Raw genomic sequence first — 25,192 nt, forward strand, 5'->3', positions numbered from 1 at the left:
CTGAAGCTTAGCGAGCATCCGTTCTCGACACGGAGGGTGGGGTGAGGATCCGGGCGGCGAGAGGCCGCGGCAGGCGGAACAGGTTCTCGAGCACGGTGCCGCGGATGAGCCGGTAGCAGAGCATCGACGCGGCGACCACGAATGCCGTGCCGAGCAGCGGGCCGGCCGCGAAGACGACAGGGATCTCGTGCAGGTCGGCCACGACGGGAATCAGGCAGAGCAGCCAGATGGCGGGCAGCTGCAGGATGTAGACGGGCAGCGTGCGGCGACCCAGCAGGGCGAGCGGGCGGGCGATCCAAGCGGCGCGGGCGAGCAGGGCGCACAGGCCGATCGCCACAGCGACGGCCACGAGATCGCGCCCGAGGCGCGCCGAGCTCTCGAGCGCGGTGCCCATCTCGGTGAGCTGCCAGACCCGTTCGAGAACGGCGAACAGCAGGAGGGAGCACACCAGCTTCACCACGACGCGACCACCGGCGAACCACCTCAGGGCCTCCGGGAGGTAGACGCCCGCGGCGAAGAACACGCCGTAGTAGAGGATGTGCAGCCACTGCTCCTCGGCGAGCTCGGCAGGGGCGATGCCGGAGAGGGCGGCGGCGAGAGCGAGCGCGCCGAGCACGACGCGCGGCGGCAACCGCTGCACCGAGGTGAGCACGAGCACGTAGAGCGCGAGGGCGAGAACGAACCACAGGATGGTGTCGGGCAGCACGAGCTGCCTCAGGTAGTCGGCGGGGATCTCGAGACGGAAGGGCATGCCCGGTGCCGTGACGACGAAAGACATGACCGCGAACACGGTGAGCCAGACCAGGTAGATCCAGTACGACGAGGCGATCCTCACCGCGTTGCGGCGGTCGCTCCATCCGTTCCGCACCCGGCCGGCGACGAGCAGGCCCGAGAGGGCGAACAAGGTCGGCAGCCGGAACGGACCGAAGGCCTCCGTGATACGGCGCCACTCGTCATGCCCGTCGATCTCGGGCACCGCGGGGTCGTAGACGAAGATGCGCACGTGCAGCAGCACCACGGCGACGACGCAGAGGCCGCGCGCGACGTCGATCCAGACGGCCCGCATTGCCCCGCTCGTCGTGTGCCCCACCTCTCCAACCTCCCACATCGGGCGCGGATGCGGCGAGATCGGGCACCGGAGCCGGTCCGAACGCGCGCGGCGCCGCTGCCGTTATCCCCTTCGCTCCGCCGAGCGCCGGCGACTCGGCTACCCCGCCCGACCCCGGCACCGTGCGGAAGCCCGAGATCTCGGTCAGCCCGCGCAGCACCTCCACCACGGGTCAGCCGTGACCGCGACGTGACACCACGGCCGCCCGGGTGAGCTCGGGCGGCTGGTCGCCCATGCGATGGGTCTCGCCGGTCAGTTCCACGACGGCGGTCGTCTCGCGGTGGGCGCACGAGCCGCCCACCCAGAGCTCGATCGCCCCCGGCTCGACCACGCGCTCGAGACGGGCGTCGGAGAACGCCAGCCGCGACGCGGGCACCTCGAAGCGCACCTCGGCCTCCTCGCCCGGCTGCAGCGGCACCCGCAGGTAGCCGAGCAGCTGGGCGACCGGCCGGGTGACCGAGGCGTACTCGTCGTGCCCGTAGAGCTGCACCAGATCGGTGCCGGCACGCCGCCCGGTGTTCTTCACCCGCACGGTCGCCACGAAGCCGGCCGACGTCGGCATCGCCGCGTTCTCGAGCCGCAGGCCCGTGCGCTCGAACACGGTGTAGCCGAGGCCGTGCCCGAACGGGCGCACGGGCGTGCTGTCGGCACTCGTGATCTCGGTCGGGCCGCCGAGGCGCGGATGCAGGTAGCTGAAGGGCTGCGCCCCCGCCGACCGCGGCAGCGACACCGGCAGGTGGCCGGACGGTTCGGCGTCGCCCGAGAGGATCGAGGCGAGCGCGACGGCCCCCTCCTCCCCCGGGAAGAACGACTGCACCACCGCCGCCACCCGGCCACTCGCCTCCGGCCCCACCCCGTCGACGGCCCAGCCGAGGGCGTAGGGGCGGCCCGAGAGCACCACGAGCACCACCGGGGTTCCCGTGGCCGCGACGGCCTCGACGAGGTCGCGCTGGCGACCGGGGAGCTCGAGCGACTCCACGTCGTTGCCCTCTCCGACGGTGCCGCGCCCGAACAGTCCCGCCCGGTCTCCCACCACCACGATCGCCACCTCGGCCGACGCCGCAGCCTCGACCGAGGCGGCGATGCGCTCGTCGTCGACAGAGGCAGACGTCTCGACCTCGATGCCGCAGCCCTCCTCGAATCGGATGCGCGCATCCGGATACCGGGCAGCCAGCGCCTCGCGCACGGTCGGCAGGGCGAACCCGGGCTCGACGCCGGGGTGATGGGCGAGCACGTGGTTGACGAAGGAGTAGCAGCCCATGAGCGCCTCGGCGCTGTCGGCGTTGGGCCCGATGAGGGCGATGCTCGCGGGCTCGGCGAGGGGCAGCACCCCGTCGTTCGAGACCAGCACGATCGACTCCTCGGCGAGCCGGCGCGCGAGGTCGCGGTGCTCGGCGCTGTCGAGGTCGATGCTCGTGGGCGGCTCGTCGAAGCGCGCGTCGAGGAGACCGAGCTCCTCCTTCTGCGCCAGCACACGCATGACCGCCTGGTCGATGAGCGACTCGGGCACCCGCCCGTCGCGCACGGCGGCGGCGAGCGGCTCGAGGTACGCGTCGCCGCTCGGCAGCTCGACGTCGATGCCGGCGGCGAGCGCCAGGGCGGCGGCCTCGGCACGATCCGCGGCGACCGCGTGCATCGAGTGCAGGAAGGCGACGGCGAAGTAGTCGCTCACCACGACCCCGTCGAAGCCCCAGCGGTCGCGCAGCAGCCCCGTGAGCCACTCCCGGGTGGCCGCCACGGGCATCCCGTCGATCTCGGCGTAGGAGTTCATGACGCTGCGCACCCCGCCGAGGCGCACGGCCATCTCGAACGGCGGCAGCAGCACGTCGGCGAGCTCGCGCGGGCCGGTGTGAACGGGGGCGTGGTTGCGACCGGCCTGCGACGCCGAGTAGCCCACGAAGTGCTTCAGCGTGGCGTGGACGCCCTCGCCCTGGAGCCCTTGCACGAAGGCGGTGCCCACCGTGCCCACCACGTAGGGGTCTTCGGAGATGCACTCGTCGACCCGGCCCCAGCGCGGGTCGCGGACGACGTCGAGCACGGGGGCGAGGCCCTGGTGCACGCCGAGCTCACGGAGCGACCGTCCGATCGCCCCGCCCATCCGTTCCACCAGTTCCGGGTCGAAGGAGGCGCCCCAGGCGAGCGGCGTCGGGAAGGTCGCCGCCTTCCACGCGGCGACTCCCGTGAGCACCTCCTCGTGCACGATGGCGGGGATGCCGAGCCTGGTCTCGGTCTGCAGCCGGCGCTGCTCGGCCCACAGCCAGCGGGCGCGCTCGACCGGGTCGACCGGACGGGTGCCGTACACCCGGGTGAGGTGCCCGATACCCAAGGCCGTCGCATCCTCGTACCGGGTCGAGGTGGCCATCTCGCCCGCCATCGGGGCGACCACCTCGTCTCCCTGGTCGACCCAGAACCCGACGAGCTGGGCGAGCTTCTCGTCGAGGGTCATCCGCGAGAGGAGGGCGACGACGCGCGCAGAGGCGAGGGTCTGTTCGAGGGTCATAGGTCAACCTTTGACGGCGCCGGTCAGTCCGCCGACGATGCGGCGTTCGAACAGGCTGAAGAAGAGGAGGGCGGGGATCATGGAGAGCGCGGTGAACGCCAGCACCTTGGCCGTGTCGACCGCGTACTGCGAGGCGAAGGCCTGGGTGCCGAGGGGCAGCGTGTAGCCGGCCTCGTTGTTGAGGATGAACAGGGGGAGCAGGTACGAGTTCCAGCTCGCGATGAAGGCGAGGATGCCCACCGTGATGACCCCGGGCAGCGACAACCGGAGCACCATGCGCCAGAAGAAGCCGAGCCGGCCGCACCCGTCGATGGCGGCGGCCTCCTGGATCTCCTGCGGGATGGCCGCGAGGAAGGGCACCAGGATGATGATGGTCATCGGCAGCTGGAACGCGATCTGCGGCACGATGACGCCGCCGAGCGAGTTCATCAGCCCTACGTCGCGCACCAGGATGTAGAGCGGCGTGATGGCCACCGTCATGGGGAACATCAGTCCCGCGGTGAATAGCGCGTACACCGCGCCCCGACCCCGGAAGGTGTAGCGCGAGAGGGCGAACGCGGCCATGAGCCCGAGCACGACGACGGCGACGGTGGTGCAGCCTGCGGCGAGCAGCGAGTTGCCGAGCTGGCCCCAGAACGCCGCCCCGGTGAGAACGTCGAGGTAGTTCGACCACTGCCATTCCGCGGGCAGGCCCGCAGGGTCGACGGTGATCTCGGAGTTCGAGCGGAACCCGCCGAGGATGATGTACACCACGGGCGCGAGCATGGCTCCCACCAGCACCAGCGCGATGAAGTAGATGAGGAAGCGCGGGCGCCTGGTGCGCGACCGGGTCGACGGATGCGCGGGGCGGGGTGCTCCCACCTGGCTCAGTCGCGGGGCGGCGACGGTCATCGGTTCTTCCCTCCGGTGAGGGCGCCGGCGGTGTCGCGGCGCAGCACGAAGCGCTGGTAGAGCAGCGCGACGGTGAGCGAGATGAGGAAGATGACGAGGGCGACGGCGCTGCCGTAGCCGTAGCTGCCGGCGTTGCGGCCGTTCGCCACCATGTAGGTCGCCATCGTCGAGGTTCCTGCCGTCGAGGCGACGTACTGGCCCCAGATGATCCAGACCAGGTCGAACAGCTGCAGCGAGCCGATGATCGACAGGAACGCCCAGATGCGCACCGTCGGGCCCATGAGTGGCAGCACGATGTGGCGCTGGATCTGCCAGAAGCTCGCCCCGTCGATGGCGGCCGCCTCGGTGAGCTCATCCGGGATGCCCTGGAGGCCGGCCAGGAAGAGGATGACGGCGAAGCCGACGTACTTCCAGGTGATGATGACGAGCAGGGTCCAGATCGCAACCGCCGGGTCGGAGAGCCAGTCGGTCGTCAGGGCGCCGAGACCCACCCGGTCGAGCAGCCCGTTCACTGCGCCGTTCGACTGCAGCATGAGGCTCCAGCCGATGCCCACGACCACCTCGGAGATGACGTAGGGCACGAAGATGAGCACGCGGATGAGCGACTGGAAGCGCAGCTTGCGGTTGAGCAGCAGCGCCAGCCCGAAGGCGAGCGGCCCCTGCAGCACGAGCGACATCACCACGATGAAGGCGTTGTGGCCGAGCGCCTCGTGGAAGGCGGGGTCGGTGAGGATGGTGACGTAGTTGCGGAGGCCGACGAAGTCGGTCGCGGGGCCGTAGCCCGACCAGCTGAAGAAGCCGTAGTAGGCGGCCATCGCCACCGGGAGGATGACGAAGCCGACGAACACCACGAGCGCGGGGCCGAGCAGCAGTAGCAGCTCGCCGCGCTCCGGCCAGCGGGAGCGGCGACGCCGCACGGCGGCGGGGGCCGGCGCCGGGGCGTCGCCCCCCGCCGCGCTCCGGCCTGCGGTGGGCAGGCCGGAGCGGCGGGTGTCTTCGCGCAGGGAGGTCACGACTGCCCTACGACTTCGCCGCCGCCGCGTTCACGGCGTCGACGATGCCCTGCGGGTCGCCCTTGCCGGCGAACATGTCGACCACGGCCACGTTCAGCGCGTTGCCCACGTTCTGCCCGTAGAGGGTGTCGAGCCAGAGCACCACGTAGGGGGCGTCGGTGTAGGCGGCCAGCACGTCTTTCAGGGCCGGGTCGGTGACGACTCCCTGCGCATCCTTCGACGCCGGGAGGGTCTGGAACGCCGTGGCGTAGCCCTCCTGGTTCTCCTTCTCGACGATGAAGTCGAGGAAGTCGACGCACTCCTTCGGCGCGTTCACCCAGCAGGTGAAGCCGTCGACGCCGCCCATCATGGCGCCGGGCTCCCCGTCGCCGCCAGCGACCTCGGGGAACGGGAACCACTTCAGGTCGGCCAGCGGCTTCTCGTCGGGGGTGAGGGAGGCGATCACGCCCGGGTCCCACGCGCCCATGAGCTCCATGCCGGCCTGGTGGTTGGCGAGGAGACCGGCCGACGACCCCGCGCCCTGCTGGGCCGCGGTGGTGAGGAAGCCCTCGTTGAAGGGCTCACTCTCGAGGAACGACTGCAGGTTCTCCCCCGCCTTCAGCCAGCACGGGTCGTCGAAGCTGCGGCTCGCCGCCGCCTCGTCGAGGGCGTCTTTCGAGCAGGCCCGCAGCGCGAAGTTGTAGTACCAGTGGGCGGCGGGCCAGGCGTCTTTGGCGCCGACGGCGATGGGTGCGATGCCGGCCGCCTTCAGCTGCTCGTCGACCCCCTCGAGCTCGTCGATGGTGCCGGGCGTCGCCGTCACGCCGGCTTGCGTGAACAGGTCGGAGGAGTAGTAGATGCCGGAGGGCAGCACCGAGACGGGCATCCCGTAGTTCTTGCCGTCGATCTCGAACGCGCTCAGCGAGTTGCCGACCGCTGCCTTCGCGTCGGCCGAGATGCCGTCGGTGATGTCCATCGCCTGCCCGGCCTTCACCACGTCGGCGAGCTTGCCGCCGCCGCGGGCGAGGAAGATGTCGGGGGCGTCGCCGGAGTTGAGGGCCGTCTGCAGCTTGCCGTCCATCTCCTCGTTCTGAATGGCCTGGATGTCGACCTTCACGCCGGGGTTCGCCGCTTCGAAGGCCGCCGCCGTGTCAACCCAGTACTGCTTGCCGTCACCCGTGGTGGAGTTGTGCCAGAAGGTGAGCGTGACGTCGCCGCTCGACGAGTCGCCCCCTTCCGATCCGGCCGCGCATGCGGTCAGTGCGAGGGCGCTGGCGACCGCTAACGCGGACACCGCCAGGAACCTGGTCGTCTTCATGTGATCCGTACCTGCTCTCTTCGTTGAGTCCGCATCCGTCGTCGTCAGGATGCGCCGCTGGTGCTTCAAGGCGTGCTCAGTGTCGCAACGGGCGAAGGGGTCGTCAAACGTTTTCGAAAACCTTTTCCACGGCAATAGACTTCCTCGCATGATGGCGAGGGCGACGATCCACGACGTCGCCGCGGCGGCGGGCGTCTCGGTGGCGACGGTGTCGAAGGCCGTGAACGGCCGCTACGGCGTCGCGAGCGAGACAGCGGTGCGCGTGCTCGAGGCGGTGGAGCGGCTCGGCTACGAGTCGAGCCTCGTGGCGAGCAGCATGCGCTCGCGGCGCACCGGCGTGATCGGGGTGCTGGTCGCCGACTTCGAGCCGTTCAGCGCCGAAATCCTCAAGGGCGTCGGTGTGGGGCTGAAGGGCTCGCGCTACGACCTGCTGGCCTACAGCGGCTCCCGCCAGGGCGACGGAGAGGGATGGGAGCGGCGCTCGCTCAGCAGGCTGAGCGGCACCCTCATCGACGGTGCCATCCTGGTGACGCCCACGGTCGTGAACGCCGCGGCCGAGATCCCCGTGGTGGCGGTCGACCCGCACACCGGGCGGGCCGACCTGCCCACCGTCGAGGCCGACAGCCGCGGCGGTGCCGTCGAGGCCACCACCGCCCTCGTCGAACTCGGGCACCGGCGCATCGGCTTCATCGCCGGCCGACCCGACCTCACCTCGTCGAGGCTGCGCGACGCCGGCTACCGCGACGCGCTGTCGGCGGCGGGCATCCCGTTCGATCCCGCGCTCGTGCGGGTGGGCTTCTACGACGCCGACACCGCCCGCAGCGCGGCGCACGACCTGCTCACGCAGACGGAACGGCCCACCGCCGTGTTCGCGGCCAACGACCTGTCGGCCATGGCGCTCATCGAGGTGGCCCAGGGGCTCGGCCTCGACGTGCCCGGCGACCTCTCGGTGATCGGCTTCGACGACGTGCCGGAGGCCTCCCGCCTCGCACTGCCACTCACCACCGTGCGGCAGCCGATGCAGAGCATCGGGCAGGCCGCCGCCCGCATGCTCATGACGCTCATGGCCGGAGACGAGCTGACCTCGACCCACCTGCTGCTGCCGACGCGACTGGTGCAGCGCGCGACGACCGCACCGCCGCGGTCGCCGCAGCCCTGACCGAGTCGCCGCACCGCCGACCGAGTCGCCGCACCCCCGACCGAGAGGAGCCCGATGGGCCGCTACCGCAACCCCGTCCTGCCCGGTTGCCACCCCGACCCGAGCATCTGCCGGGTGGGCGACGACTTCTACCTCGTGACCTCGAGCTTCGAGTACCTGCCGGGGCTGCCCCTCCACACCTCGACGAACCTCGTCGACTGGTCGCCCCTCGGCCACGCCCTGCACCGGCCCGGCCAGCTCGACCTCGGCGGCCTGGCGTCGTCGCGCGGACTCTACGCCCCCACCATCCGCCACCACGACGACACCTTCTTCGTGGTGTGCACGGTGGTGGGTCCGGATGACGGCGGCTGGGCGGGCCGCACCGGGCACTTCGTCGTCACCGCACGAGACGCGGCGGGCCCGTGGAGCGACCCGGTGTGGATCGACGGCGTCGGCGGCTTCGACCCCTCGCTCACCTTCGACGGCGACCGCGTCTGGCTCGTCGGCACCGAGCCGATGGCCGAACCCCGCTGGCGGGGCCACACCGGGGTGTGGCTGGTCGAGCTCGACCCCGGCTCGCTGCAGCCGCTCGGCGCTCCCGCGGTCATCTGGGAGGGCGCGATGCTCGGCGCCGTGTGGGCCGAGGGCCCCCACGTCCTCCCCCGGCCGGGCGGCGGCTGGATGCTCGTCGCGGCCGAGGGAGGAACCGCCCGCGACCACGCGGTGTGCGTCGCCTACGCCGACTCGATCACCGGCCCGTACGAGGGCGACCCCGGCAACCCGCGGCTGAGCCACCGCGACCTCGGTGGCACGGCGGCGATCGCCTCCGTCGGACACGCCGACCTGGTCGACGACGGCGCCGGGCGCACCTGGGCCACCGTGCTCGCCACCCGGCTGACCGAGGGGGCCGACGGGCTGCTCGGCCGGCAGACGCACCTCGTGCCCGTGGGGTGGGAGGAGCGTCGGCCGGTGTTCGCGCCAGGGATCGGGCGGGTGGGCGAGGTCGTCGAGGCGGAGGGGGTTCCCGACCAGCTGCCGCCCGCGGAGGAGTTCGGCGACGGTTTCGCGAGCGGGCGGTTCGATGCGGCGTGGAACGGGGTGGGGCGGCACCCGGAGGAGTTCGCCTCGTTCCTCGACCTCGGGGCCGAGGGGTGGGCGGTGAGCCTCGACGGCGGGGCCGAGCCGTCGTCGCTCGCACCGCAGTCGTTCCTCGGGCGCCGCCTGCCCGCCGCCGACGCCGATGTGACCCTCACGCTCGAGCTTCCCGGTCCCCACATGCGGGCGGGTCTGCTGCTGCGCACGAGCGAGCTCGCCCACCTCGAGCTCGGCCTCAACGGCGCCGGCCGGGTGAGCTGCGTGCTCACCGACGACGGGGTGCCGACGACGCTCGGTGACGGACAGCTGAACGGCCTTTCGCGGGGTGAGGCGGTGGAGCTGACGGTGGAGATCCGCGGCCTGGGCCTCCGCGCGTTCGTAGACGGGACGTTCGTCGTCGAAGCCGACACCTCTCCGCTGGTGCCGAACCCCGCATCCGGGTTCGTCGGGGTGTGGGTGGGGCCGGTGGCCGTAGGGGCGCCCGAAGACCGGGTGCGGGTGCGCGAGGTCGTCATCACCCCGCGATGAGACCGCCCCACCGCGCGGGGCCGCACCTCACCAGGCGCCGGGCCGGTAGTCCTTCAGGAAGACGCCGAACAGGTCTTCGCCCGCCTCACCGCGCACGATCGGGTCGTAGACCCGCGCTGCGCCGTCGACGAGATCGAGCGGGGCGTGGAAGCCCTCCTCGGCGAGCCGCACCTTCGTGGGGTGCGGGCGCTCATCCGTGATCCAGCCGGTGTCGACGCTCGTCATGAGGATGGAGTCGGTCTCGAACAGCTCGCGGGAGCTCGTGCGGGTGAGCATGTTCACGGCGGCCTTCGCCATGTTGGTGTGCGGGTGGCCTGGGCCCTTGTAGCCGCGGTTGAACACGCCCTCCATCGCGCTCACGTTCACCACGTAGGTGCGGCGGGCTTCGCTCGCCGCGAGCGAGGCGCGCAACTTCGACACCAGGAGGAACGGGGCCGTGGTGTTGGCGAGCTGCACCTCGAGCATCTCGAGCGGGTCGACGTCGTCGACCGACTGCGTCCACGAGTTCACGTCGTGCAGGTCGGGGATGAGCCCGCCCGCGTCGATCGCGGTGCCGGCGGCGAGGCGCTCGAGCGAGCTCGACCCGGCGGTCATCGCCTGCTCGGTGAGCGCCTCCGCCCGCGACGCCGCGGCGGCGAGGATGGGGTGGGCCGAGACCGAGCGCTCGAGGGCCTGCGGGTGCGGGTCGTTGGTGTGGCCGAAGGTGGCCAGCTCGGGGAGCGGGCCGTCGGGCAGGGGCGCGAGCTCCGCATCCACCAGCGGCTGGTAGGCACCGGGCGAGCGCCGCACCGTCTGCGTGGCGTTGTTGATGAGGATGTCGAGGCTGCCCGCACCCGCCACCTCCTCGGCGAGCGCCACCACCTGGGCCGGGTCGCGCAGGTCGATCCCCACCACCTTGAGGCGGTGGAGCCAGTCGGCCGAGTCGGGGAGGCTCGTGAAACGGCGCACCGCGTCGCGCGGGAAGCGGGTGGTGATCGTGGTGTGGGCGCCGTCGCGCAAGAGGCGGAGCGCGATGTACATGCCGATCTTCGCGCGGCCGCCGGTGAGCAGCGCGCGCTTGCCGCTGAGATCGGTGCGGGCCTCGCGCTTGGCGTGGTTGAGGGCTGCGCAGTCGGGGCAGAGCTGATGGTAGAAGGCGTCGACGAGCGTGTAGTGCTGCTTGCAGATGTAGCAGGCGCGCGACTTCACCAGGGTTCCGGCGGTGGCCGCCGTGGTGGAGGCGCTGATCGGGATGCCGCGGGTCTCGTCGTCGATGCGATCGGCGGCGCCCGTGGCGGTCGCGGCGATGACCGCCTTGTCGGCCGCGGCCACGGCCGCACGGATCTCGCGCCGGCGCACCCGCTTCACCGCCTTGAACATGCGGGCGGTGGCGTGGCGCACGGCCACGAAATCAGGGTGCTCCTCGTCGAGGCCGGCCATGCTCTCGAGCACCCGGAGGGTGGTGGCGAGGTCGGCCGGGTCGATGGCGGGGGTCTGTTCGGGCACAGGAGATTCTATGCGACTCGTGCGCCGCCGGCTGCGACGCCGCCTGTTAGCGTGCTGGGGTGACCGACCCCACCTCCCCCACCCCCGCGAGCATCCTCGTCTCCGCCGCCGTCATCACGGATGCGTCGGGCAGGCTGCTGCTCGTGCGCAAGGCGGGCACCACCGCGTTCATGCAGCCCGGCGGCAAGCCGGAGCCGGATGAGACCCCGGCCGAGACCCTCGTACGCGAACTCGAGGAGGAGCTCGGATTGCGGATCGACCCCGCCGCACTCGGATCACTCGGGCGGTTCACGGCCTCAGCGGCGAACGAGCCGGGGTTCCTGGTGGTCGCCGACGTGTTCACCGTCGACATCGGCACGCAGCATCCCGTCGCCGCCGCCGAGATCGCGGAGCTGCGGTGGGCGAGCGCCGAGTCGGCCGCGGCCGAGGCGCTCGACGTGGCGCCGCTCGCGCGCGAGTACTTCCTGCGCTGAGCTGCACGCTTCATGCCCATCGCCGCCGAGGGCGACCTGGACGTGCCCCCAGCTGCGCGCACCTCGAACCCGGCGACAAGGGCATGGCCGTCGCTTGTTCTGACCCGAGCCCCGGGGCGGCGAGGGATCAGAAGTCGGAGATGATGTCGGTGAGCGGCACCGAGCCGAGGCCGAGCAGCGTGACGGTGCCGGTGAGGGTCTCGCCGTCGTTCGCGGGGCGCTGCGTGAGCGGGAAGATCAGCACCCACGCTGTTCCTGTGCCGTCGGTGAAGGGCTGGGTGCGCGACGGGTCGAGGTTGTAGGGGCCCGAGGCGGTGGGCGTCGAGATCTGCACGAAGCCGCCCGTGGGAGCGGTCGAGCCGGCGTTCTGCACCACGAGGCGAACGTACTGGAAGTCGCTCGAGAAGCTGAAGTACGACCACGATTGGTTGTAGATGGTGAAGTCGCCCGCCTGCGAGGCGGCGGCGCCGGGGGTGGCCGCGGCGACGGCGATGACGGGAACCGCCCAGGCACCCGCCTGCAGCATGGTGCGACGCGAGAAGCCGTCGGACTTCTGGATTTCAGACATCAAGACCCCCAAAGTGTGATGACCGGTGGTGGAGCTAAGGGGATTCGAACCCCTGACCTTCTCATTGCGAACGAGACGCGCTACCAACTGCGCCATAGCCCCGCTGACGTCGAAACGACAACCCCGAAATTCTACGACGAAACCGGCCCCGAATGCGAATGCGGGGTCGTGGTGCCGAGGCGAGCATCCGCCCGGCCTGCCGCAGACGCGGCAGACGCCGATGTCGCGGAAGTCGCAGGCACCTCGGGCGCCGCCGCCCGCCACCGCCCCAACATGAACACGGCGACGGCGAGCAGCACGCTGCCGGCGATGGCGATCGGCAGGTCCATGAAGAACTCCATCACCGCGAACGGCGGCAGGAACGCGAGCACCGTCGCCACCGCGACCACCCAGGTGCGCGGGGTCGGCCCCACCTCGCGCGGAGCCTCCCAACGGCCCACCACGAACGACAGCCCGAACACGGCGGCCATGACCAGCACGAACATGACGGGGCGCGTCCACCACCAGGCGAGGCTCGCCGGCTCGGGGCTCGCGAACGGAACCAGCAGGGCCAGACCCGAGAGCATGAGGATGACCGGCAGGTGCCACAGGTAGATCGTCATCAACCGCGTGCCGACGAGGAACACCACAGCCCGCGCCGCGTGCGTGTTCATGAGCCGGGCGAGCGCCGGCCGCAACAGCTTCAGGATGCACGCCTGAGCCACCGCGAGCGCCACCAGCGGCAGCGTGGGCGGGTTGAGGTTGGTGAGCATGTCGTCGGCGTAGGGCCCCACCACGGTCATCGGCACGAGCGAGGCGTAGGCGACGATCGCGATGGCCACGAGCGTCCACCACCGCCGCGCGGCGAACCAGCCGTCGGCATACCAGAAGCCGAGCTGCTGCACGAGCAACCAGACGAAGAACAGGTTCGCGAGGCCGATGGCGTCGATGCCCACGCTGTAGCGGATGACGTCGACCACGATGGCCCCGGCCAGCAGCACCAGGAGGGTCGCCTTGGGCGCCGTCGCGTGCCAGTGCGCCATGAGCGGCACGAGCGCCTGGCAGAGCGTGTAGGCGGCGAGGAACCACAGGGGCGACGCGGCGCCGGTGACGGCCAGCTCGACCAGCTGCGGGTCGATGCCGATGAGACGGGCGCCGCCGATGACGACGGCGTAGAAGATGAACAGCGGGAGGGCGGGCTGCGCGAGGCGCAGCACACGGCTGCGCACGTAGTCGGCACCGGTGCCGCCGCGACGCACGAGGCTGCGCCACGCGGTCAGCGACGCGAAACCACCCACCACGAAGAACAGCGGCATGATCTGGCCCGCCCAGGTGACGGGCGCGAACCACCACTGCTCCTCGAGCGGGCGCGACACCTCCACCTGACCGTCGGGACCGATGCCGACGCCGACCATGAGGAGGTGGATCAGCACCACCAGGAGCACGCAGAACACGCGCGCCAGGTCGAGCGTGAGGTCACGCTTCGAGAGGTCGATCGACGAGGTCGTAGAGGCCGCGCTGCTCATGGGGTCAGTGTATGAGCTTCGGTCATCGCCGCCAGGGCATATGCGCCGAATGGCGGATGCCGCCGCGACCTCACGAGTCTCGGAGGGCCTCGACCAGCTCGGCCTTGCGCATGCCGGAGTAGCCCGTGAGGCCGATCTCCTTGGCGCGCTTCTTCAGCTCCGGCACGGTCCAGTCGTCGTACGAGCCCGACTTCCCCCCTTTCTTCCCCACCGCAGAGCGGCCCTTGGCGGCAGCGGCGTTGGCGATGCGTGCCGACTTCTGCTTCGAGTTGCCCTCGTCGCGCAGCTCTTCGTAGAGCTTCTGGTCTTTGATCTGCGGCGTGCTCTTGCCCGGCATGAGGCACCTCCCGGTTCGGGCGGGCCCGTGGCGGCCCACTTGCGGGCGACCGTACGCCTGGGCACGGGAGGCGCCAACCCCGGCGGAGCCAGACGGCTTGCTCGCGGGCCGGGAGGTGCTCGGATCAGACGGCGCGACGCCGGGCCAAGACCGCATCGAGGTCGAGGGTCGAGGCGGGGTCGGCGTCGATGACGCCCATGCGGGCGAAGCGGGACGGGGCTGCGGGTGGAGCGGCGGGCTCCTCGGCGAGCTGGAGTTCGGCGACGGTTTCGAGCTGGGCGCGCATCCGCTCGCGCAGGGCGGCCTCGGCCTCGGCGGCGGCCTGGCGGAGCGACTCCTCGTGCGCGGCGCGCTCGGCCTGGGCGGAGCGCTCGGCTTCAGCCTCGGCCGCCTGGGCGGCTCCGGCTTCGGCCTCCGCGTCCGCCTCCAAGGCGTCGTTCTCGTCTTCAGGGAGCTCAGCGAGAATCGCATCGGATGCCCCGAACCGGGTCATTCCCGACGACGCGAGATAGAGCGGCCGCGGCATCGCCACGGGAACCCAGCCGCCGTCTGTCGAGTCGCTCTGCCGCGCAGCCGTGCCGTCGCCGACGATGCGGGAGGCGTCGGCGAGGGTGTCGCGCGCATCCGTCTCGTCGAAGGCACCGAGGTGTACGGGAGCGTGCGCGACGCCGAGGGGGCGGGCGAACTGCTCAGGCAGCGGGAGCTTGAGGCGGCGGCCGGCCTTGGCCATCTTCACGAGCCCGACGAGGCACATCGCAGCGACGAACCCGCCCGCCGCGAGCAGCAGCCAGGTGCCGTTCGTGGCGAGCTGCACACCTCCGAGGGCGGCGACGGCGAGACTCAGACCCAGCACGAGAGCGGTCACGACGCGGGAGCGGCGCAGCCGGTCGGCGGCCCGGATGGCGGGCGGCACGGCCTCGGTCTCCCGCTGAGCGGCTCGGTGCCTGAGCAGACGCTCCTGCTCGGCGATGCTGCGGGCGTTCGCCTCGACGCGCACCTCCTCGGGCACCTCCGCCGTCTCGGCGAGGATGCGCAGCGTCTGCTGCAAGCGCACCGCGTTGCGCTCGGTGGCGAGGTACTGCCGGCTGCGGAACCACGACGGCACCAGGTACACCAGCCACAGAACGGCGGCGAGAGCGATGATGAGGCCTCCGCCGAGCCATTCCGTTGTCATGCGTCTACGGTAGGGGCGCCACCGCCACAAGCCCCCGCATGAGGGGCGCGTGTCGGCCCGTTCCCCGAGCAACTTTCAGCCCCGCTGGGTTCGCTTCTCCGCTGTGGACTGCAGCTCCCCGCGGAGCGCTCGGGCGAGGTCGGATCGACGCCGCACGCCGACCTTCGCGTAGACGCGCTGAAGGTGGGTCTCCACCGTGCGCACGGAGAGCACGAGCTTCTCGGCGATCTCCCGATTGGACGCACCATCGGCGGCTAGTCTCGCGATCTCGATCTCCCGGCCCGACAGCGGAGCCGATCGAGCTGTCACACCCGACGGCGTTCGGTCGAGACCGCAGGCCGCGAGGTGATCGTCACGTGACCGGGCAGCAGCGGCTGCCTCTCTCGGAAGCCCGTCCGACCCGTAGAGGACTGCCGCGTAGTCGAACGCTTCAGCCGCGATGACGTGGTGTCCGATGCGTGACGCGGCGACGCCTGCGGCTTCGAACCGCGCAGCGAGGTCGGATCCCCGGTCCCTTCCGGAACGGCTCAGCTCGTCGAGTGCACCCAGGGCGGAGGAGAGCGACCGCACCATGACGATGTACTCGCCCTCCATTCCGGCAGCCGACGTCGCGATGCGATCGGCGAGTTCGGCCGCACCGCCGACCCGAGCGGCGTCGAGCAGCGCCGCGACGCTCGGCAGATGGAAACCCCCGCGCGCATAGACGTCCGCCGCCTGAAGGAAGCTGGCTCGAGCGCGGTCTCGGTCGCCGTCGTCGAGATGCATCCACCCCTCCACCACGAGGATCTTGCCGCTGACCGCAAGCTCCGATCCGTCGTCGTCTTCGCTCGAACGAGACCCCACCTCTCGCGCGGCCTCCCCGTCGCCGGCCTGCGCCAGACACAGGGCCAGGTCGAGCTTGACGAGTTCCGCGATGCGTTCGACTCCGGCGACGTCAAGGATGTCCAGGGACGTCCGCAACTCCCTGGACGCCTCCGCGAGAGAGCCCGACGCCATGATCAGGGTCCCGATGGCCCATCCGCAGTACGCCTGCGCAACCGGCTGACCGAACACGGCAGCCTGCTCCCGCGCCGCGCGGGTGACCAGGAGCGATTCCTCGGCTCTCCCCCTCAGGATGTTGACGTTCGACCTCACGAAGTGGACATGCGAGGCGTCAGCGCCTTCCGCCAGGTAAGCGGTCTCGGCCTCGTCGAGGGCGGCAGCGGCATCCGTGATGTGTCCGAGCATCAGATCCATCACTCCGATCTGAAGGTACCCCTCGGCCCGTTCCATCCCGGTCAGCACGGCGAGCGCGGGCCGGATGAGGGCGGCGGCCTCGACCACCCGGCCGAGGTTGTAATGCCGGAAACCGCGGAGGACATCGCGGCGAAGCGGACTGATCGACAGCTGCGCCAGGGAATCGCCATCGACTGATTCGGCGACCCGTCGGTTCCGGTCTCTCGCGTAGCCGCTCATCGAGTGCAGAACCCTCGCGCGCTTCTCGTGATCGGCCTCGTCGGTCTGCAGCCGCAGCAGCCGTTTCAGGGACTCGTCGTCTCGTCCCGCCTGAGCCTCGGCGTCTGCCCGCGCGAGCTCGGCTTCGAATCCACCTCCTGCGTCGATGGCAGCAGACGCGAACGCCAGAGACTCCTGTATACGCGGGGTGCGCAGCGATGCGCGCGCAGCCGCGACGAGAACCTCGGCGGCCACCGGGATCCCCAGATCGGTTCCGTGCCGGGCCAGTGCGATCGTCTCGGCCGCCGACAGGCGGGCCGGCGCGACGCGACTCAACGCCTCGGCCAAAGCGTTCGCCAGACGGTATCGCCGAAAGACGCCCATTCCGCGCGGGATCAGCAACTCGTCGACACCGTCGCGGACGGCGAGGTGCAGGGTCGACGCGTGCCGGTCTACGGCCACGTAGCCGGATGCCTCAAGGCGTTCGAGGGCGGCGGCGACGTCTGCCGGCGAGCGCTCGAGGGTGGCGAGGACTGCCCGCGCGTTCGTCAGCTCCAGCCCTGGCGCCAGAGCAAGGAGGTCAAGGATGTCCTCGGCTTCGGCCACCTCGAGCCGCACATCGGAGCCCGCTCGACTGAAGGCTCGGCTCCTGGCCGACTCGGCACGGATGCCCTGGTCGGCGATGACGAAGAAGCCGTCGCGAAGGACGAGGGCGCCCGTCCTCGTCGCCTCGGCGACGGTCTCGCGGAGCGAGACGATGTCGTCTCCCCCACGAGCCGGCACGAGCTCGGGCAGGCTACCCGGATGGACCGGTGCTCCGAGGTCGTGCTCGACGATCGCGTGGAGCTCGCGCGCCGTGAGAGCCCCCAGCACGATCGATCTCACCCGCCCGCGCCGCACGAGATCGTCGATGACGGGCTGGCTGTGGAACGCCGGCGCGGTGGCGATGGGCAGAATGCTCCCCGACCGCACCGCTGCCGCCCATCGCCCGAGGTCGTCATCGCTGAACAGGGCCAGGTCGTCGCCCACCCGGAGCCGGGCACGCAGCTCGGTACCGGCTTGGGCCCCGAGCTCTCGTGCGAATCGTGTGCGCCCCGATCCCTCGGCGCCGACGATGATCAGGCCGGTGCCGGCTGCGAGACAGGCAGACGCGTGGGCGAACTCGTCGGCTCGGCCCAGGAACGGCTCGGAGTACGCACGTTCGCCCTTCACAGACCCGATTGTGCGGCCGGGACGCGTGCGCTGTAAAGGGTGCGCGCGAGGAAGCGCGGCGGCCGGCGCCCGCGCGACCAGGTGCATGGGTCAGCGGGCGGGGGTGGGGAGGGGGTGGGTGGCGGCGGTGCGATCGGTCTCGGGGACGGTGCCGGCGCCGGAGGGGATGCGTCCCTCCTGCCACCGGCGGAGCACACCAGAGGGCAGCTCCTCGCGCACGAGCGCGAAGCAGAAGTGGTCGCGCCAGTCGCCGTTGATGTGGATGTAGCGTCGCCGCAGGCCCTCGTACCGGAACCCCAGCTTCTCCACGACCCGAAGGCTCGGCCCGTTCTCGGGCCTGATGCAGATCTCGATGCGGTGCAGCCCCACCGAGTAGAAGCAGTAGTCCGTGGCGAGCGCCACCCCCACGGGGGTGATGTTCCTGCCGGCGAATCGCTCCGACACCCAGTACCCGATCGACGCCGAGGCGACCGAGCCGTAGCTGATCGACGACACGTTCAACTGCCCGGCGAGCTCACCCTCGTACTCCAGGATGAACGGCAGCCCGAGCCCCGCCCGCGCGTTCGACTGCAACGAACGGATGCTCGCCCGCGTGTCGAACGACATCGGTCCGCCGGGATTGGTCGCCTCCCACTTGCGCAGCCACGAGCGGTTCTCGATGAGCTCACGCTCGAGTGGTTTCGCGTCGCGCACGCGGATGGGCCTGATCGCGATCGGGCCCTCGGAGAGAGTGGGGACGAACATGGTGGTCGAACACTACCGCCTAGTCGGGGGCGCCGCCGCGACGCCGAGCTACAGTCCGCTCACGAACTCCTGCAGCCACGGCCGCAGCGACGGACCGAGGTCTTTGCGGTCGCTCGCGAGCTGCACGATGGCCTTGATGTAGTCGAGCTTGTCGCCGGTGTCGTAGCGGCGGCCGCCGAAGACGACGCCGTAGACACCGCCTGCGATCGTGTCGTCGTCGGCGAGGGTGAGCAGCGCATCCGTCAGCTGGATCTCCCCGCCCTTTCCGGGAGGGGTGTTCTCGAGGATGTCGAACACCTCGGGCATCAGCACGTACCGCCCGATGACGGCGAGGTTCGAGGGGGCGGTGCCCGCCTCGGGCTTCTCGACGAGGCCGGTGACCTTCACCACGTCGTCTTCGTCGGTCGACTCGACCGAGGCGACACCGTAGAGGTGGGTCATCGAGGGGTCGACCTCCATCAGTGCGATGACGGTGGCGCTGCGGGCCGACTGCACCTCGAGCATCCGCTTCAGCAGCGGGTCGCGAGCGTCGATGATGTCGTCGCCGAGCAGCACGGCGAACGGCTCGTGCCCGACGTGCATCTTCGAGCGCAGCACGGCGTGGCCGAGGCCGAGCGGGTCGCCCTGACGCACGTAGTGCATCTCGGCGAGGGCGGTCGACTCGTTGACCACCCGGAGCATGTCGCCCTTGCCCTTCTGCTCGAGCGTCGACTCGAGCTCGTAGACCCGGTCGAAGTGGTTCTCGATGGCGGCCTTGTTGCGGCCGGTGACGACGAGCACGTCGTTGAGGCCGGCGTCGACGGCCTCCTCGACCACGTACTGGATCGCCGGTTTGTCGACGACCGGGAGCATCTCCTTCGGCATGGCCTTCGTGGCCGGGAGGAAGCGCGTGCCCAGTCCGGCCGCCGGAATAACTGCTTTCGTCAGAGGTGTCCCCATGGGGAAAGCGTATCGGGGATCGGAGTCGAGCGGATGCGCGCGACCGGTACGCCGAAACACCCGCGACACACTGTGCGATCTACACTGGCCACCATGGCTGAGGATGCGACTCTCGACAAAAGGGCGCTGCGCGCCGAGCTGCGTGAGCGCCGCCGCACGAGGCCTGCGCACCAGGTCGACACCGCCAACGAGGGCTTCACGGCCCGACTCACCGAGCTCGCTCTGGAGACCGGGGCGCGCACCATCGCTGCGTACCTCTCGAACTCCTTCGAGCCCGACACGCGGCCCTTCCTCAACTGGGCGCTCGCCGACGGCCGGCGCATCCTGCTGCCCATCGCCCGGCAGGACGGCCTGCTCGACTGGGCCGAGGGCGACGGCGAGACCGAGACCGAGGGGCTGTACGGCATGCCGGAACCGGTGGGCGGCATCCTCGGGCCGATCGCCATCAACGACGCCGACCTCATCGTCATCCCGGCGTCCGCCGTCGATGTCGCCGGCACGCGCATGGGGTGGGGGCGCGGCTACTACGACCGCACCCTCGGATCGATGGAGAAGTGCCCCCCGGTGTACGCGGTCGTCTTCGACGACGAGGTGCTCGACGAGGTGCCGCGGGAGGTGCACGACGCGCCGGTCGACGGCATCGTCACGCCGACGCGCATCCTGCGCTTCGAGCGTCGGTAGTCGCCGGTAGAATCGAGCCTCGTGCCCACCTACTCCTACCGTTGCACCGAGTGCGACAATGCGTTCGACATCCAGCAGTCCTTCACCGACGACTCGCTCACGGTCTGCCCGGTGTGCGGCGGCAAGCTGCGCAAGGTGTTCAGCCCGGTGGGCGTGACGTTCAACGGGTCGGGGTTCTACCGCACCGATTCGCGCAGCGGGTCGGGGTCATCGGGGTCCGGGTCATCAGGGTCGTCGGGGTCGGGGTCCGACTCCTCGTCGTCGAGCTCGTCCTCGTCCTCGTCGAGCTCGGGCGGGGGCGACAAGGGCTCCTCGTCGAGCTCGTCCTCGGGTTCGGCACCCGCCGCAGCACCCAAGGCCGCGACGAAGCCCACCCCCTAGGCTGGGGCCATGATCAAGGGATTCAAGGAGTTCATCCTCCGCGGCAACGTCATCGACCTGGCCGTCGCAGTCGTCATCGGAGCCGCCTTCACCGCGGTCGTGAACGCCATCGTGAACAGCGTGTTCAACCCGCTGATCGGCGCCCTGTTCAAGGCCGACAGCCTCGACAACGTGGCGACCGTCACCATCGGCGACGCCGAGATCAAGTTCGGTGCCGTGCTCGGCGCGCTCATCCAGTTCCTGCTCGTGGCGATCGTGGTGTACTTCGTGTTCGTCGTGCCCATCAACCATTTGAAGAAGGTCGCGTTCTCGCTCAAGAAGACTCCCGCGGAGTCGCTCGAGGAGCAGAACGAGGAGCTGCCGCCCACCGAGACCGAGCTGCTCATCCAGATCCGCGACCTCCTCGCCGACCAGCGCGCCGAGGCCGCCGGCGAGCCCCCCGCCACGCCCCACACCCCCAAGCACTAGGCCCCCGCGCGCGTCTCCCGCCGCGAGAGAGCGCGAAGTGCCCCCTCCCGTCCTGGAAGGGGGCACTTCGCGCTTTCTCGCGGCCTCTACCAGTGCGGGGGGACGTCGCGGCGGAGGCGGTCGTCGTTCGGGCCCTCGGATGCTCGCGCAGGCGAGGCGGCCGGTGCGGCACCCCAGGCCTCGTCGGTGTCTTCCGCGGCCCGGGTGGGTGCGGTGGTGGAGCCGGGGGGCGCGGTCTGGGGTGTGGGGTCGCTGCCGGCCACCGCATCCGTCGACACCCGCCGCCGACCCGTCTTCTTCACCTGCACCCCAGCACCCTACGCCCTCCACCCTCGCGGGGTCGCCCGCGCCCGCCGCGCCCGCCCTCCTCGCGACTCGCCAGAATACGGGCTGAAATGGCGCGGATGGGCCGGATATTGGCGACTCGCGAGGAGGTGGGACGACTCGCGAGGAGGTCAGATGGAGATGGGGGCGGTCTCGACCAGGGAGAGCTCGCGGATGCCGAGCACGTCGGCGATGCGTGCCGCCACCGCCTCGGGGTTCGCGAACAGCTCGAAGGAGTGCACCCGCAGGTAGTGCCAGCCGAGGCGCCGCAGCATGTCGGGGCGCAGGCGCAGCGACTCGCGGAGCGAGGTGGAGTGCACCACCGCATCGGTCTCGATGGCGATGGCGCGGCCGTCGTGCGAGGCAACGAGCGTGAGCTTGCCGCGGTGCTCGAAGGCCACCTCGAGCCCGCGGGCGCCGAGGCGCCGTGCGAGGTCGATGAGCAGCGCGTCGCCGGGTGACGAGAAGGTGTCGGGCGTGGGGCCGTTCTCGGCCTCCTGCAGGATCTGGCGCAGCGCGACGACGCCGAAGTTCATGCGGTCTTCGTCGATGTCGGCGGGGGTGAAGCAGCTCACGATGTCCATCGAGCGGCGCGCCCTGGTCATGCCCACCGCGAGCAGCCGCTCGCCCCCCGGGCGGGCGAGCCCGCCGAAGTTCGACAGCACACGCCCGTGGGTGGTCTTGCCGTAGCCGACCGAGAAGATGACGCGGTCGCGGCTCTGCGCCACCGACTGCTCGAGGGTCGCCACCATGAACGGCTCGGCACGCTCTTTCAGGATGAAGTCGGCGAGGTCGCTGCGCTTCGCGAACGCGGCGAGCACCGCCTGCTGCACCCGCACCGCGTGCTTCGCCGAGGCCGTGATGACCATGAGCGACTCGCGCGGGTAGTTGATGGCCTGGTCGAGCACGAGCGAGACGACCTCATCGACCTCGGCGTCGATCGACTCGACCGCTCCGGTCTCGGAGTCGGGCATGCCGCCGCGCCCCTCGACGTAGTGCAGCGCCAGCGACCCGTGGCCGAGGAAGGTTCCCGCCCAGGGCAGCGAGTCGATCTTGCCGCCGTAGAAGCGGTGGTTGACGAGTTCGGCGAGGTCTTCACCGCCGGCCCGGTAGCTGCGGGTGAGCGACAGCGTCGGCACGAGGTCGGCCAGGCGCGCCAGCGCCGAGTCGGTGTGCAGCTCCTCGGCGACGACGGCGTCGGATGCGGGGCGCGTGCGCTGCTGGTCGACGGCCCTGATCGCTATCTCGAAGTGCGAGGGGGTCTGCGTGACGGGGTCGCCGAACGCCACCACCTGGCGGGCACGACGGATGGCGCCCACGTTCTCGGCGAGCGTCGTGGCCCCGGCGTCGACGAGCACGACCGTGTCGAAGGTGACCGCATCCGTGATGCGCGGAACCTCGTAGGGCGACGCCAGCCACACCGGCGCCAGCACCTTGCCGAGGTGCGGGGCGGCGGCGTGCAGCGACTCGGAGGTGACCGAGTCGGAGCGCAGCAGCTGCTTGAGCGCGGCGGCCTCCTCGGGGTGGTCGAGCAGCCCGACGCTCCAGGTGTCGGCCAGCTGCCAGGCCAGCAGTTGCCCGTTCATCGAGGCGTGCGCCTCGTCGACCAGCCTGAAGTCGCCTTCGAGCCGGTCGAGCACCCCCGTGTTCGCGCCGAGCAGCGCACGGTCGCCGGCGAGCATGAGCTCGAGCACCGATTGCCACCAGGCGAGCTCGAGCTCGTCGGGAACGGCGGTCTCGGGCACGTGCCGGTTCGACAGGTCGATGAGCAGCGGGTCGAGGGCGTGCTCGTGCAGCGAGTCGAGCAGGGCGGTGCGCTCCTGCAGGTTCGCGAGTACCTCGGAGTCGGCGGCGAGCCCCTCCACCATGCCGATGAGCTGGTCGATCGGCAGCGTCGAGAGCTGGCGCGCGGTGCCGACGTTGCCGAGCGGCAGGTCGAGCTGCGCGAGGTCTTCGGTGACGCGCTGGAACGCCATCTGCACCTCGTTGATGCCGACGGGGATCTCGGGCGGGATGCCCGCTGCCGCGAAGCGGTACCAGAGCGTGCGCTGCTGCTGGATGCGGCGCAGCGACTCGTTGATGTCGCCTATGTGCACGCCGGGGCGCACGTACTCCTTCGCCAGCGACTTCAGGCGTCGGCGCGAGGTCGACGACATCTGCGGGGCGTCGCGGCGCGGTGAGGTGGCAGCGATGAGATCGGTGAGCGAGCGGTCGAAGACGACCGGGAGGAACTTGTCGAGCGTCTCGCGCAGGTCGGCGAGGAGGCGCAGGTAGGTGCCTAGCTCGGCGAGCGAGGTGAACGGGCGCATGCGGGTCTGCCCGATGAGCTCGTAGGCGCCGCTCAGCAGCTTGGGGAGGTCGGTGCGGTCGAGTCGCTTGGCGAGCTGGTGGGCGCGCTGGGCGTCGTCGCTCGAGGAGAACTGGGCGCCGTACCACGGCGAGTCGTCGGGCCCGTAGCGGAACTGGCCGAGCTCGGCGGCGCGGCTGAGCGTCTTGGCAGCCTTCGACCGGCCCGAGGCGAGCGACTCGAGGGCGCTGCGGTCGAGCCGCGCCGTGGTGGCCGGCGGGTTCGGCAGCAGCGCGAGGCGCGCGAGCTCGCGCAGGGCGTCGAGCACCGACACCTTGAGGGTGGGGTCGACCCGCGACATCGAGGCGCGGTAGTCGAGCAGCACCGTGCGCAGGCGCACCAGGGCGTCGTCGACATCGGCCACCTGCGGCTGCTTCGCCTTCTCGTTGCGGCCGATCGACTGGATGAGGTCGCGCCGCAGCGTGCGCGGCGACACCGCCACACCGGGGAGACCCACATCCGACAGCCGGCGGTCGATGCCGCTCAGGCTGAGGCGCCGCGGGCTCACCACGAGCACGCGCTTGTTCTGCGCCACCAGGGCGCCGATGGCGTTCACGATGGTCTGCGTGCCACCGGTACCCGGAAGCGTCTTCACGACCAGCGAGTTGCCGCCCGCGATCTGCGCGATCACGTTCTCCTGCTCGCTGTCGGCGTCGAGCAGCAGGGTGTCGGTGCTGGGGGCGCGCTTGTCTTGCGGCGACGGCTCGACGGGGCGGTACGCATCCTGCACCGCACGGCGGCTGGTGAGGTTGCCGGCGAGGGCGTCGAGAACCGGATGCGCGAGCTCGGCACTGTCGGCGAGCATGCCGCTGGCGACATCGGCGAAGCTGGAGACCACGAGCCGCGGCTGCACCTGGAACCAGGGCAGGTGCGAGGTGAGGCTGCGCAGCCGGTCGATGACGGGCTGCGGCTTGAACACGCCGTTCTGCTGCGCCAGGGCGACGAGGCTCTCGCGGTCGACGGTGATCTGGAACTGCTCCTGCAGCACGGCGGCGAGCACCGGGTTGACGAACGGCACGCCGCGCAGCTTCAGCTCGAAGTCGCGGCCGTAGCGGCGCACCGAGATGGGGCGCAGGAGCACGGGGGCGCGGAACTGCTGCTCCTCGACCCGCCACTCGGCGAGGCCGATCGCGAGCTGCACCGAGTCGATGCCGCGCACCGACCGTAGCTCGACACCCTTGTCGGTGATGGCGCCGGCGGCGATGCGGGCGTTGCGGAGCGCGAGCTCGTCGCGGATGAGGCTCGACAAGAGCGTCGTGTTGCCCGTGATGAACTGCGCGAGACCACCGGGATGCGTGGTGCTCAGCTCGATGCGCGACCTGGGCGAATCGTCGAAGTGCAACAGCGGCGACTCGCCTCCGAGCGCCGCGATCTCCTCCCGCCAGCGCTCACGGGTGGGCTCGACGAGGCTCTCGGTCGTGTACACCTGACCGAGCTGCGAACCCTCCGCGGCCTGACCGTTCCGACCCCACGCCGACTCGACGGAGTCGGCGGCAGACGTCGAATCGTCTGCTTCTCGTTTCTTATCGGCGCGCCACACACCGCTACCG

At 70.9% G+C, this 25,192-nt stretch carries 21 protein-coding genes and 1 tRNA gene; 6 read left to right on the forward strand and 16 right to left on the reverse strand.

Annotated features, from left to right (window positions below; translation table 11 throughout):
* Window positions 1-7: 7 nt before the first annotated feature.
* From ABFY20_RS15125 to ABFY20_RS15145, 5 genes are all read right to left on the reverse strand, one after another.
* A complete protein-coding gene (locus ABFY20_RS15125) occupies window positions 8-1,090 on the reverse strand; it encodes an acyltransferase family protein (protein WP_368497062.1) in 1,083 nt (360 codons plus the stop codon).
* Between the two features lie 190 nt (window positions 1,091-1,280).
* Window positions 1,281-3,608 (reverse strand): beta-glucosidase, encoded by a 2,328-nt coding sequence (locus ABFY20_RS15130; RefSeq protein WP_368497063.1) that lies wholly within the window; start codon window positions 3,606-3,608, stop codon window positions 1,281-1,283.
* Between the two features lie 3 nt (window positions 3,609-3,611).
* Window positions 3,612-4,499: a carbohydrate ABC transporter permease gene (locus ABFY20_RS15135; protein ID WP_368497064.1), complete on the reverse strand. Its 888-nt coding sequence runs from the start codon at window positions 4,497-4,499 to the stop codon at window positions 3,612-3,614.
* Complete coding sequence (locus ABFY20_RS15140; RefSeq protein WP_368499804.1) at window positions 4,496-5,476, reverse strand: carbohydrate ABC transporter permease; 981 nt, start codon at window positions 5,474-5,476, stop codon at window positions 4,496-4,498. The genes ABFY20_RS15135 and ABFY20_RS15140 overlap by 4 nt, the downstream gene beginning before the upstream one ends.
* 43 nt (window positions 5,477-5,519) lie before the next feature.
* On the reverse strand, window positions 5,520-6,809 hold the full coding sequence (locus tag ABFY20_RS15145) for an extracellular solute-binding protein (protein WP_368497065.1): 1,290 nt from the start codon (window positions 6,807-6,809) through the stop codon (window positions 5,520-5,522).
* Between the two features lie 148 nt (window positions 6,810-6,957).
* On the opposite strand from ABFY20_RS15145, the gene ABFY20_RS15150 reads away from it, so the two are divergent.
* Window positions 6,958-7,968: a LacI family DNA-binding transcriptional regulator gene (locus tag ABFY20_RS15150; protein WP_368497066.1), complete on the forward strand. Its 1,011-nt coding sequence runs from the start codon at window positions 6,958-6,960 to the stop codon at window positions 7,966-7,968.
* A gap of 54 nt (window positions 7,969-8,022) precedes the next feature.
* Window positions 8,023-9,570, forward strand: coding sequence for a family 43 glycosylhydrolase (locus ABFY20_RS15155; protein ID WP_368497067.1), 1,548 nt, complete (start codon window positions 8,023-8,025; stop codon window positions 9,568-9,570).
* Between the two features lie 27 nt (window positions 9,571-9,597).
* Here the strand turns inward: ABFY20_RS15155 and ABFY20_RS15160 are convergent, their stop codons facing one another.
* Window positions 9,598-11,055 (reverse strand): SDR family NAD(P)-dependent oxidoreductase, encoded by a 1,458-nt coding sequence (locus tag ABFY20_RS15160; protein WP_368497068.1) that lies wholly within the window; start codon window positions 11,053-11,055, stop codon window positions 9,598-9,600.
* Window positions 11,056-11,114: 59 nt separating this feature from the next.
* Between ABFY20_RS15160 and ABFY20_RS15165 the strand changes: the two genes are divergently transcribed.
* Window positions 11,115-11,528 (forward strand): NUDIX domain-containing protein, encoded by a 414-nt coding sequence (locus ABFY20_RS15165; RefSeq protein ID WP_368497069.1) that lies wholly within the window; start codon window positions 11,115-11,117, stop codon window positions 11,526-11,528.
* Between the two features lie 127 nt (window positions 11,529-11,655).
* Here the strand turns inward: ABFY20_RS15165 and ABFY20_RS15170 are convergent, their stop codons facing one another.
* The 8 genes from ABFY20_RS15170 to galU all read right to left on the reverse strand — a co-directional run bounded on the left by ABFY20_RS15170 (window position 11,656) and on the right by galU (window position 19,441).
* Entirely contained in the window at window positions 11,656-12,096 is a 441-nt protein-coding gene (locus tag ABFY20_RS15170; RefSeq protein WP_368497070.1) for a hypothetical protein, read from the reverse strand.
* A gap of 26 nt (window positions 12,097-12,122) precedes the next feature.
* Window positions 12,123-12,198: transfer RNA gene (locus ABFY20_RS15175), tRNA-Ala, on the reverse strand.
* A 29-nt stretch (window positions 12,199-12,227) separates the two neighbouring features.
* The gene (locus tag ABFY20_RS15180; protein WP_368497071.1) at window positions 12,228-13,601 is read right to left on the reverse strand and encodes an acyltransferase; all 1,374 of its coding nucleotides are present in this window, start codon (window positions 13,599-13,601) and stop codon (window positions 12,228-12,230) included.
* A gap of 70 nt (window positions 13,602-13,671) precedes the next feature.
* Entirely contained in the window at window positions 13,672-13,938 is a 267-nt protein-coding gene (locus ABFY20_RS15185; RefSeq protein WP_368497072.1) for a Rho termination factor N-terminal domain-containing protein, read from the reverse strand.
* Window positions 13,939-14,062: 124 nt separating this feature from the next.
* Entirely contained in the window at window positions 14,063-15,112 is a 1,050-nt protein-coding gene (locus ABFY20_RS15190) for a hypothetical protein (RefSeq protein WP_368497073.1), read from the reverse strand.
* A gap of 75 nt (window positions 15,113-15,187) precedes the next feature.
* A complete protein-coding gene (locus tag ABFY20_RS15195; protein ID WP_368497074.1) occupies window positions 15,188-17,758 on the reverse strand; it encodes a LuxR C-terminal-related transcriptional regulator in 2,571 nt (856 codons plus the stop codon).
* A gap of 90 nt (window positions 17,759-17,848) precedes the next feature.
* Window positions 17,849-18,502: a GNAT family N-acetyltransferase gene (locus tag ABFY20_RS15200; RefSeq protein WP_368497075.1), complete on the reverse strand. Its 654-nt coding sequence runs from the start codon at window positions 18,500-18,502 to the stop codon at window positions 17,849-17,851.
* 48 nt (window positions 18,503-18,550) lie between these two features.
* Window positions 18,551-19,441 (reverse strand): UTP--glucose-1-phosphate uridylyltransferase GalU, encoded by an 891-nt coding sequence (galU, locus tag ABFY20_RS15205; RefSeq protein ID WP_368497076.1) that lies wholly within the window; start codon window positions 19,439-19,441, stop codon window positions 18,551-18,553.
* Between the two features lie 93 nt (window positions 19,442-19,534).
* On the opposite strand from galU, the gene ABFY20_RS15210 reads away from it, so the two are divergent.
* Genes ABFY20_RS15210 through mscL form a run of 3 tightly spaced genes read left to right on the forward strand, consistent with a single transcriptional unit; the run spans window position 19,535 to window position 20,971 of the window.
* Window positions 19,535-20,122, forward strand: coding sequence for a 5-formyltetrahydrofolate cyclo-ligase (locus tag ABFY20_RS15210; protein ID WP_368497077.1), 588 nt, complete (start codon window positions 19,535-19,537; stop codon window positions 20,120-20,122).
* A gap of 21 nt (window positions 20,123-20,143) precedes the next feature.
* Window positions 20,144-20,503, forward strand: a complete 360-nt coding sequence (locus ABFY20_RS15215; protein ID WP_368497078.1) for an FmdB family zinc ribbon protein — start codon at window positions 20,144-20,146, stop codon at window positions 20,501-20,503.
* Window positions 20,504-20,512: 9 nt separating this feature from the next.
* The gene (mscL, locus tag ABFY20_RS15220; RefSeq protein WP_368497079.1) at window positions 20,513-20,971 is read left to right on the forward strand and encodes a large conductance mechanosensitive channel protein MscL; all 459 of its coding nucleotides are present in this window, start codon (window positions 20,513-20,515) and stop codon (window positions 20,969-20,971) included.
* Between the two features lie 86 nt (window positions 20,972-21,057).
* Here the strand turns inward: mscL and ABFY20_RS15225 are convergent, their stop codons facing one another.
* Window positions 21,058-21,279 carry a hypothetical protein gene (locus ABFY20_RS15225; protein WP_368497080.1) on the reverse strand — a complete coding sequence of 74 codons (222 nt, stop codon included), beginning with the start codon at window positions 21,277-21,279 and terminating at the stop codon, window positions 21,058-21,060.
* Between the two features lie 147 nt (window positions 21,280-21,426).
* Window positions 21,427-25,182 carry an AAA family ATPase gene (locus tag ABFY20_RS15230; protein WP_368497081.1) on the reverse strand — a complete coding sequence of 1,252 codons (3,756 nt, stop codon included), beginning with the start codon at window positions 25,180-25,182 and terminating at the stop codon, window positions 21,427-21,429.
* Window positions 25,183-25,192: the final 10 nt, after the last annotated feature.

The organism is Herbiconiux sp. A18JL235 (genome assembly GCF_040939305.1).
Classification (GTDB): Bacteria; Actinomycetota; Actinomycetes; order Actinomycetales; family Microbacteriaceae; genus Herbiconiux.

Excerpts from the sequence above, each read along its gene's own strand:
- ABFY20_RS15130 (WP_368497063.1), bottom strand. The coding sequence starts at position 3,608 with ATGACCCTCGAACAGACCCTCGCCTCTGCGCGCGTCGTCGCCCTCCTC.
- ABFY20_RS15135 (WP_368497064.1), bottom strand. The coding sequence starts at position 4,499 with ATGACCGTCGCCGCCCCGCGACTGAGCCAGGTGGGAGCACCCCGCCCC.
- ABFY20_RS15145 (WP_368497065.1), bottom strand. The coding sequence starts at position 6,809 with ATGAAGACGACCAGGTTCCTGGCGGTGTCCGCGTTAGCGGTCGCCAGC.
- ABFY20_RS15150 (WP_368497066.1), top strand. The coding sequence starts at position 6,958 with ATGATGGCGAGGGCGACGATCCACGACGTCGCCGCGGCGGCGGGCGTC.
- ABFY20_RS15155 (WP_368497067.1), top strand. The coding sequence starts at position 8,023 with ATGGGCCGCTACCGCAACCCCGTCCTGCCCGGTTGCCACCCCGACCCG.
- ABFY20_RS15170 (WP_368497070.1), bottom strand. The coding sequence starts at position 12,096 with ATGTCTGAAATCCAGAAGTCCGACGGCTTCTCGCGTCGCACCATGCTG.
- ABFY20_RS15180 (WP_368497071.1), bottom strand. The coding sequence starts at position 13,601 with ATGAGCAGCGCGGCCTCTACGACCTCGTCGATCGACCTCTCGAAGCGT.
- ABFY20_RS15185 (WP_368497072.1), bottom strand. The coding sequence starts at position 13,938 with ATGCCGGGCAAGAGCACGCCGCAGATCAAAGACCAGAAGCTCTACGAA.
- ABFY20_RS15190 (WP_368497073.1), bottom strand. The coding sequence starts at position 15,112 with ATGACAACGGAATGGCTCGGCGGAGGCCTCATCATCGCTCTCGCCGCC.
- ABFY20_RS15200 (WP_368497075.1), bottom strand. The coding sequence starts at position 18,502 with ATGTTCGTCCCCACTCTCTCCGAGGGCCCGATCGCGATCAGGCCCATC.
- galU (WP_368497076.1), bottom strand. The coding sequence starts at position 19,441 with ATGGGGACACCTCTGACGAAAGCAGTTATTCCGGCGGCCGGACTGGGC.
- ABFY20_RS15210 (WP_368497077.1), top strand. The coding sequence starts at position 19,535 with ATGGCTGAGGATGCGACTCTCGACAAAAGGGCGCTGCGCGCCGAGCTG.
- mscL (WP_368497079.1), top strand. The coding sequence starts at position 20,513 with ATGATCAAGGGATTCAAGGAGTTCATCCTCCGCGGCAACGTCATCGAC.